The 6,926-nt window shown below is 69.8% G+C and carries 7 protein-coding genes; 2 read left to right on the top strand and 5 right to left on the bottom strand.

Translation table 11 applies throughout. The features are described from left to right. From VFZ39_RS06850 to VFZ39_RS06835, 4 genes are all read right to left on the bottom strand, one after another. Window positions 1-1,036, bottom strand: a 1,036-nt coding sequence (locus VFZ39_RS06850; RefSeq protein ID WP_330864987.1) for a CpaF family protein, incomplete at its 3' end; no start/stop codon positions are given. A 314-nt stretch (window positions 1,037-1,350) separates the two neighbouring features. Then, complete coding sequence (locus VFZ39_RS06845; RefSeq protein ID WP_330864986.1) at window positions 1,351-2,046, bottom strand: hypothetical protein; 696 nt, start codon at window positions 2,044-2,046, stop codon at window positions 1,351-1,353. Beyond that, window positions 2,043-4,238, bottom strand: coding sequence for an AAA family ATPase (locus tag VFZ39_RS06840; RefSeq protein ID WP_330864985.1), 2,196 nt, complete (start codon window positions 4,236-4,238; stop codon window positions 2,043-2,045). Before VFZ39_RS06840 ends, VFZ39_RS06845 begins: the two co-directional genes overlap by 4 nt. A gap of 594 nt (window positions 4,239-4,832) precedes the next feature. Continuing rightward, window positions 4,833-5,015, bottom strand: coding sequence for a hypothetical protein (locus VFZ39_RS06835; RefSeq protein ID WP_330864984.1), 183 nt, complete (start codon window positions 5,013-5,015; stop codon window positions 4,833-4,835). Between the two features lie 189 nt (window positions 5,016-5,204). Here VFZ39_RS06835 and VFZ39_RS06830 point away from each other — a divergent pair, with 189 nt between their 5' ends. Next, window positions 5,205-5,423: a hypothetical protein gene (locus VFZ39_RS06830; protein WP_330864983.1), complete on the top strand. Its 219-nt coding sequence runs from the start codon at window positions 5,205-5,207 to the stop codon at window positions 5,421-5,423. An 81-nt stretch (window positions 5,424-5,504) separates the two neighbouring features. Then, entirely contained in the window at window positions 5,505-6,275 is a 771-nt protein-coding gene (locus VFZ39_RS06825) for an AfsR/SARP family transcriptional regulator (protein WP_330864982.1), read from the top strand. A 298-nt stretch (window positions 6,276-6,573) separates the two neighbouring features. Here VFZ39_RS06825 and VFZ39_RS19075 read toward each other — a convergent pair whose 3' ends face one another. Next, on the bottom strand, window positions 6,574-6,738 hold the full coding sequence (locus VFZ39_RS19075; RefSeq protein WP_414690268.1) for a CGNR zinc finger domain-containing protein: 165 nt from the start codon (window positions 6,736-6,738) through the stop codon (window positions 6,574-6,576). Window positions 6,739-6,926: the final 188 nt, after the last annotated feature.

Below are 6,926 nucleotides of genomic sequence, written 5' to 3'. Positions count from 1 at the left end.
CCAGGTCGACGCTCGCGGCGACGGTGGGTACGACGAACCGGGCCGAGATGTTCTCGCCCGCGAGCAGCGGCAGCGTGCACATCTTGACCAGCGCCTCGCGCGCGGAGTTGGCGTGGATCGTGCACATGCCGGGAAGGCCGGCGTTCAGCGCGAGCAGCAGGTCGAGGCACTCCTCGGCCCGGACCTCGCCGACGATGATCCGGCTGGGCCGCATCCGCAGGCTCTCCTTGACCAGCTCGCGCAGCGTGATCTCGCCGGTGCCCTCGAGCCCGGACTGGCGGGTCTGCATCGGCACCCAGTCGGGGTGGGGGAACCGCAGCTCGAAGACCTCCTCGACGCTGACGACCCGCTCACCGCCCGGAATCGCGGCGGCCAGGCTGTTCAGGAGCGTCGTCTTGCCGGCCTGGGTGCCTCCGGCGACCAGGATGTTGAGGCCGGCTCGGACCGTTGCTTCGAGGAAGGACGCCGCCCGCGAGGTCAGGCTGCCCAGCTCGACCAGCCCGTCGAGGCTGGCGGCGCGGAGGATGAACTTGCGGATGTTCACCGCGGAGAAGCCACGGCTGATCCCCTCGAGTACAACGTGGAGGCGATGACCCTCGGGCAGCATCGCGTCGACGAACGGCCGGGAGATGTCGACCCGTCGGCCGCTCGACTTCAGCATCCGCTCGACCAGCTCCTGGACCTGGGCGGTGCTGAGCATCAAGTTGGTCAGCTCGTGTCGACCGTTGCGCGCGACGAACACCCGGCTCGGGTCGTTCACCCAGATCTCCTCGACCGTCGGGTCGTCGAGGAACGGCTGGAGCGGACCGAAGCCCGAGACCCGCGCCACCAGTTCACCGATCACCGAGTCGACGTCGGCCACCGGCGCCACCGCCCCGGTCAGCGACCGCTGGTCGTGGTCGCGCACGACACCCTCGGCGATCCGCCGCACCAGACCGGCGTCGCGCTGCGGGTCGACACCCTCACGTCGTACGTGCTCGCGCACGCGCGCATCGAGGCTCTCCACGAGCGCCGCGTGCGCGTCGGTCATCGACATGCCGTCCCCGTCCCGAGTGAGGTGCAGCCGTTGTCAGCTCCGCTGGATGCCCAGCGACTGGATAGAACCTAGGGGTCTTTGCCCACGACCACTACCCCCCAAACCACGACCTGTGGACAAAGTCGTCGGGCCTGCCCGAAGGCACGCCCGCCACAACGGCACCTGCTCCCAGAACAACCGCTCCAGCTCACGAGCAACACGCGGACGACCAGCCATGGCCATGGCCCCTCCTCAGCGACAAGGCCTTGCGCTCACCGCATGAACCCGAGGGGCCGATGAACTCCTTATCCACCGACGTTGATTCGTGAGGCCGGTCAGCGCGGCACGCTGGCGTCGGCGTCGAGGAGCACCGTGGTGGTGCCGAGGTCGCGGTTGACCAGCTGCTCGAGCGCCGCGGAGGCGGTGGGGAGCGCCTGAGCACGGCCCTGCTTGTCCGCTGCGTTCGCCCGGCCGGTCGCCCGGTCTGTTGCCCAGGCGTGCAGGTCCGCGAGTGCCTCCGGCGACAGCCTCTTGGCGTCTGCGCCGATCACGACGAGCTGGTAGGCCTCGGCGGTAGAGCCGCAGCGCAGGCAGGCGACGTTGGTGCCCAGTGCCCGGTTGTTGGCAGTCAGGCGCGTCGGGCGGCGGATGACCACGACCTGGACCGACACGGACCTGGCCTCGCAGGACCTGCACTGCGACCAGGCGATCGCGGCGTTGTCGGCACGGGTGCGGCGCGCTTGGTGGATGTAGAGCACCTGCACGGCGGCGGCGGTGCCGGCGCAGCCTCGGCAGGTGGCCGAGCTGGTAGCGGAGGTGTCGGCCTTGACGGAGGCGCGCCGCCAGATGGTGAGGGTGTCGAGGGCGACGTCGGCTACCTCGAGACGGGTCGGCCCGGGATGGGCGGTGGCGGTGAGGTCGACGTCCTTGTGGAGGGAGGCGAGACGTGCATCGGGATATGCGGATCCGGTCAGGCACCCGAGGGCGGCCGCGAGCAGTGCCGTGCCGACAGGCAGGGTGAGTGATCTCATGGTCGCGCTCCGGAATCGTGGAAGGTCTCGGCTACCGCCGCTGCCACCTGCAGCAGGCTGTCGCGGGTGCGGGGCCGCAGCACCGAGAGGTCGGTCTGGGCGCCGTTCTCGAGCGCCGGGTCCCACGGCACGATCAGGACCCGGTTGCAGCGGCGTTCGAAGTGGCGTCGCATCGGGTCGACCGGCACGTCGGCCCCATCCCGGACGCCGTTGATGACCACGACGGCGCGGCGGACGAGGGCGCCGAAGTCGTGCTCGTCGAGCCAGTCGAGAGTCAGCGCGGCGGCTCGGCCGCCGTCGAGCCCCGGCCCGAGCACCAGCACGAGTTGGTCGGCCTCGGTCAGCAGCCCCTGGTTCGCGCTGTCCAGGATGCCGGTCCCGGTGTCGAGCACGATCAGGTTGTAATAGCGGTCCAACAGACCGAGCAGCCGGTGGTAGTCGGTGCGACCCAGCGCCATCCCGATCCGCGGGTCGTCGTCGGAGGCGAGGACCTCGAGCCGCGACTCGGGTGCCTGGGCGGTGTAGCCGCGCAGGGAGGCGTAGCTGGTGATGTCCTCGGCGTCGCGCAGCACGTCGGTGATCGTTCGATCCCGCGGAACAGCCACCCTGTGGGCCAGGTTGCCGGCATCGGGGTTCGCGTCCACCGCGACCACCCGGTCCCCGCGCTGGAGGGCGAAGGTGCTCCCGAGCGCGAGCGTCATCGTCGTCTTGCCGACCCCTCCCTTACGGCTCATCACTGTCACCCGGCGGGCGCCCTCGATGGGTGTCCGGAGCCGTTCTTGCAGCTCCTCGATGCGCCGCTCCCGCGCACCGGGGCCGAGGTTCACGCGGCGACCCGAGACCTGGTAGAGAGTACGCCGCCATCCGAGTGTCGGCACGGCAGGAGCGGGGGCGAGCATCGCGGCGTCGGTGAAGTCCGCAGCCGAGGGCGGCCGCGGCGGCGGTCGCTGCTGGGCCGGGGCGTCCCGGCCCTGCGCGAGCTGCCGCTGTGTCGCCGCGACCGAAAGGTCTTCCATCAGGCGGTGGCTCGTGGGCGTGGTGTCATCGCGTCGGCGGCGGCGGGAGACCAGTCGAACGCCGCCGGTGATGGCCCGCCAGAACAGGACCGCGATACCGAGCAGTGGCAGGCAGATCAGCACCATGGACAGCACAGCGAGGGCCAGCATCGGCCAGTCGCGGGCGGGCCACGCGGTCTCGATCACCGATCGCTGCAGGTCGAGGCCCATGCGCGCCCGGTCGACGAACTCGGGCAGCGCCCACACCAACCAGACCAGGCCCGCGGCGAGCACCGGCACCACCAGCAGCACCCACCCGGTGACCAGCCGGCGAGACCGAGGCCGCAGCTCGGTCACCCGCGGGTCGGGCGGGTGGCCCGGCCGGAGGCTGCGCAGCACCGGTCCGACCCTCGCGAACAGGTCCGGGACGCCGGCCAGGTCCGCCAGCACGTAGTAACCGTCGAAACGCACCACCGGCACCAGCTGTTGGAGCATCTGGACCTGCAGCACGATCAAGATCAGCAGCACCAGCCCCTGCCCGGTCGCGAGGAAGAGGCCCCCCAGCGCCAGCGCGGTGAGCACGTTGAAGTACAGGCCGCCGAGATCCGTGCGCAGCCGACCTCGCCGGTCCAGCCGGTAGGAGTCGGTGACGTCGGTGTAGAAGGCCGGGAACACCAGGTAGATTCCCACGCCGATCGCACCCGGACGCGCGCCGCCGTAGCGGCAGGCGGTGGCGTGGCCCACCTCGTGCACCACCGCGGCCAGCACCAGCACCCCCACCATGACCAGCGCCAGGGTGGGCGTCACGAACAACTGGGTCACGGCCGCCCAGAAGTCGCCGACCAGCGCCAAGACGAGGTCGAGGGCCACCAGCCCTACCACCGCGAGCGCGACGACCGGCGGCCAGAACAGTGGCCGCAGCGGCCCGGCGACTCGCACCACCGCATGCTCCGGAAGTAGGGTGCCCTTGAAGGTCAGCGCCAGCAGCGGTCTCGCCCGGGGTGGCGACGTCGGTGCCGGGGACCCCTCTCGGTGCACCAGGCCGAGCGGCTCAAGCTGGGTGGTGGCCAGGCGGGCGAAACCCTCGGGGGTGAGAACCCGGCCATACGCCTCACTCACCCGACCGGCCACGTCGGCCGCGCTCCTGCCCCTCTCGACCTCACTGAGCGTGAGGTACAACAACTGCGAAAGCTGCACCACCTGGTCGTCGGTTCGACGTACCAAGTACATCGGCCGCAGCAGGCCCGAATCCTGCACCTGGCCCAGCAGTTCCAGGCCCTCGGGGCGCACCCACCGGTCGCCGGCCCGATCGCTGTGACGGAGCCGCCCCCTCGTTATCGGTTCCGCCGTCGCGCCGTTTGTGGCGTCGATGGCGTCGGCATGAGCCTGCATTCTGTCCCTCCTGCGACAGCCCTGGACAACATCCGCCTGCTGTCCGGCCCGGCGGCCCACACGCCGGCCGGCAGTTCCCCGGCCGACGTGTGTCCCCCCGGCCATCAGTGGTTATTGCGAGCTCCCGAGGTACTGCGTCGCCACCGCAGCGCTGACGCTGTTCACGCTTGCTGCGTTAACGGCGAGCGCGAGATTCACCCCGATGACGTTGGTCACGTTCACGCACCCGTACTGGCAGCTCAGGGTGTCGCGGGACGGCAGCAAGACCGCCGACTCCGTTGTGAGTTCGTCTGTCCCGATCACCACTTGTCTGGACATGCTGGTTCACCCCCTCCCCCAGCCGCGAGGCACCACGGCGTGGCCCACGCGCGGCGCAGGCCACGCCCGGGACCGTCAGCCCTAGTCGACTTCGACGACGATGGACTGGAACGCCGCGCTGTGAGCGGTCGCGTCGAAGGACGCGGCGTTGAACGCCATCGACGAGTTCGTCGCGTTGATGGAAATCCATGTCAACGTCTCGCGTGCGGGCAGCAGTTCGCCGTACTCCTGGTCGAGCTCGACCGTGTTCAGCTCCTGGTACATATCTGGTCACCCCCTCCTGGACCTGGTTGCTGACCTCAGTCAAGAGTCGTGGCGTGACTTTGTTGTGACTGGGCCGTTACCCGGTTCGCACGAGTTGCAGCGACCGCGCCGATTCTGCGCGAGACTTCCTCCTAGGTTTCCTGTTCCTCGGCCGGGAGACCACGCAGGTTCGAGAGAGGGATACCAACCGTGGAGACAGCACCTGGCCAGGAGACCCGGCCGACAGACGGCGTGCTCCTCATCCGAGCCGTCGCCCAGCACCCGGAGGGGTCCGGCGGACACCTGTTCCGGATCTACTCCGGAACCCTTGACACCACCGAGGAAGAGGTCGTGGCCGACCCGATCAAGGTCTACGCCATCGTGCAGCGCTGGCTCACGTCACTGGGAGCGGTCGAGCTGCCCGGCTAGACTGGTCTGGACCACCTTGCCGTAGCCACGTCTGAGGGCCATGGTGGGGATCGGTCCGTAGTCGACTCGGGGGGGTCGCACATGGCTAGGGGGAGGACCGTCGGTGCCACCGACACCGTCGACCGCGAGTTGCGGCTCTTGGGTGGATGGCGACTGGTTGTCGGTGGCGATGCCGTCCAGCTCCACCGTCGTGAGCAGAGGTTGACAGCGCTGCTGGCCCTGCGCGGCACAGCCCCACGCTCGGAGATCTCCGGGATCCTGTGGCCCGACACCACCGACGGGAAGGCCGATGCAAGCCTTCGGACCGCGATCCGCCACACGCAGGTCAGCGCCCCCGGGACGCTGGCGGTGACGCACGGCGCCATCGGCATCGCCAGGACGCTCAGGGTCGACGTGCACGACCTCCGGCACGCCCACGGCCAACGGCGCCGGGGCTCCCCGCTGCTCCCGCTGCTGGAGCGCGGCGAGCTGCTCCCGGGGTGGTACGAGGACTGGGTGGTCCACCATCGGACCCAGCTGGAGCTGATTCGGTTGCGCACGCTCGAGGAGGTTGCCGCGCGAGCCCTCGAGCAGGCAGACGCACTGAGCGCACTGCGTGCCGCCCGGCTCGCCGCCACCATCGAGCCGCTGCACGAGCCGGCCCAGTCGCTGATCATCCGGGCCCACCTGGTGCACGGCGACCACGTCAGCGCCGTCCGGCAGTACCGACAATTCCAGCAGCTGCTCGACGACGAGCTGCAGACCCTGCCCTCGGCAAGGCTCCACGCGCTGGTGCAGCCCTACTTGCGTCCACCGTCCCCCAGACAAGGACGGTCGCGGATGCAACGACGCGATCCTCTCCGACGGGCCTGAATGGTCAGTGCACAGCCACCGTCGAGCCCGCTGCCAGCCCTGCTGCCTGCTGACACACGGGTCTCGGTACCGAGGAAGAGGCCGGTGGCCTCATCGCCGAGCCGCTCGGCAGACGCCGGGCGTGGCCGGCCTTGGCCGGGTGTGGACATTGAGCTCGCCCAGAACTAGGCACGTCTCGCCAACTCCCCGCGCGGAGTTGAGGACCTAGACGGCATGGAGTGACTGCTCAGGGCTGCCGCTGGCATCTCCGGCAGTACCCCGCGAAGACGTGTTCAGGCAGAAGTCCGACCGTGCGGAATCAGAGTCTCCGAGCCTTCCGCCGTTGGTAGTGACGCGCTGCGCGAGCCCGGTTGCCGCAGGTTGAGGAGCACCATTCGCGGCGGGTGTGCTCTTTGGCGAAGTACAGGACGCACCCAGGGGCGAGACAGGCACGCAGTTGGGGCCAGTTGCCGCTCGAGAGCATGGTGATGAACTCGGCTGCGAGCAACGATGCGATCCCTGTCCCGGCCGGATGACCGAGGTGCAGAGTGCGGCCGGGTTTTGCGTCGAGGGACCATTCCAGGGCCGGCCACGACGGCGAAGCGGCCGCGACCTCGTTGAGGACCTTGAGCGCTTGGTCGTGGTCGGAGATGGCCGAGGCGCCCGCTGGCC

Origin of the sequence: Nocardioides sp., from assembly GCF_036374615.1 — a bacterium.
In the GTDB taxonomy this organism is placed as follows: domain Bacteria; phylum Actinomycetota; class Actinomycetes; order Propionibacteriales; family Nocardioidaceae; genus Nocardioides.
This window is presented reverse-complemented; position numbering and strand designations above follow the sequence as displayed.

Excerpts from the sequence above, each read along its gene's own strand:
- VFZ39_RS06845 (WP_330864986.1), bottom strand. The coding sequence starts at position 2,046 with ATGAGATCACTCACCCTGCCTGTCGGCACGGCACTGCTCGCGGCCGCC.
- VFZ39_RS06835 (WP_330864984.1), bottom strand. The coding sequence starts at position 5,015 with ATGTACCAGGAGCTGAACACGGTCGAGCTCGACCAGGAGTACGGCGAA.
- VFZ39_RS06825 (WP_330864982.1), top strand. The coding sequence starts at position 5,505 with ATGGCTAGGGGGAGGACCGTCGGTGCCACCGACACCGTCGACCGCGAG.
- VFZ39_RS19075 (WP_414690268.1), bottom strand. The coding sequence starts at position 6,738 with ATGCTCTCGAGCGGCAACTGGCCCCAACTGCGTGCCTGTCTCGCCCCT.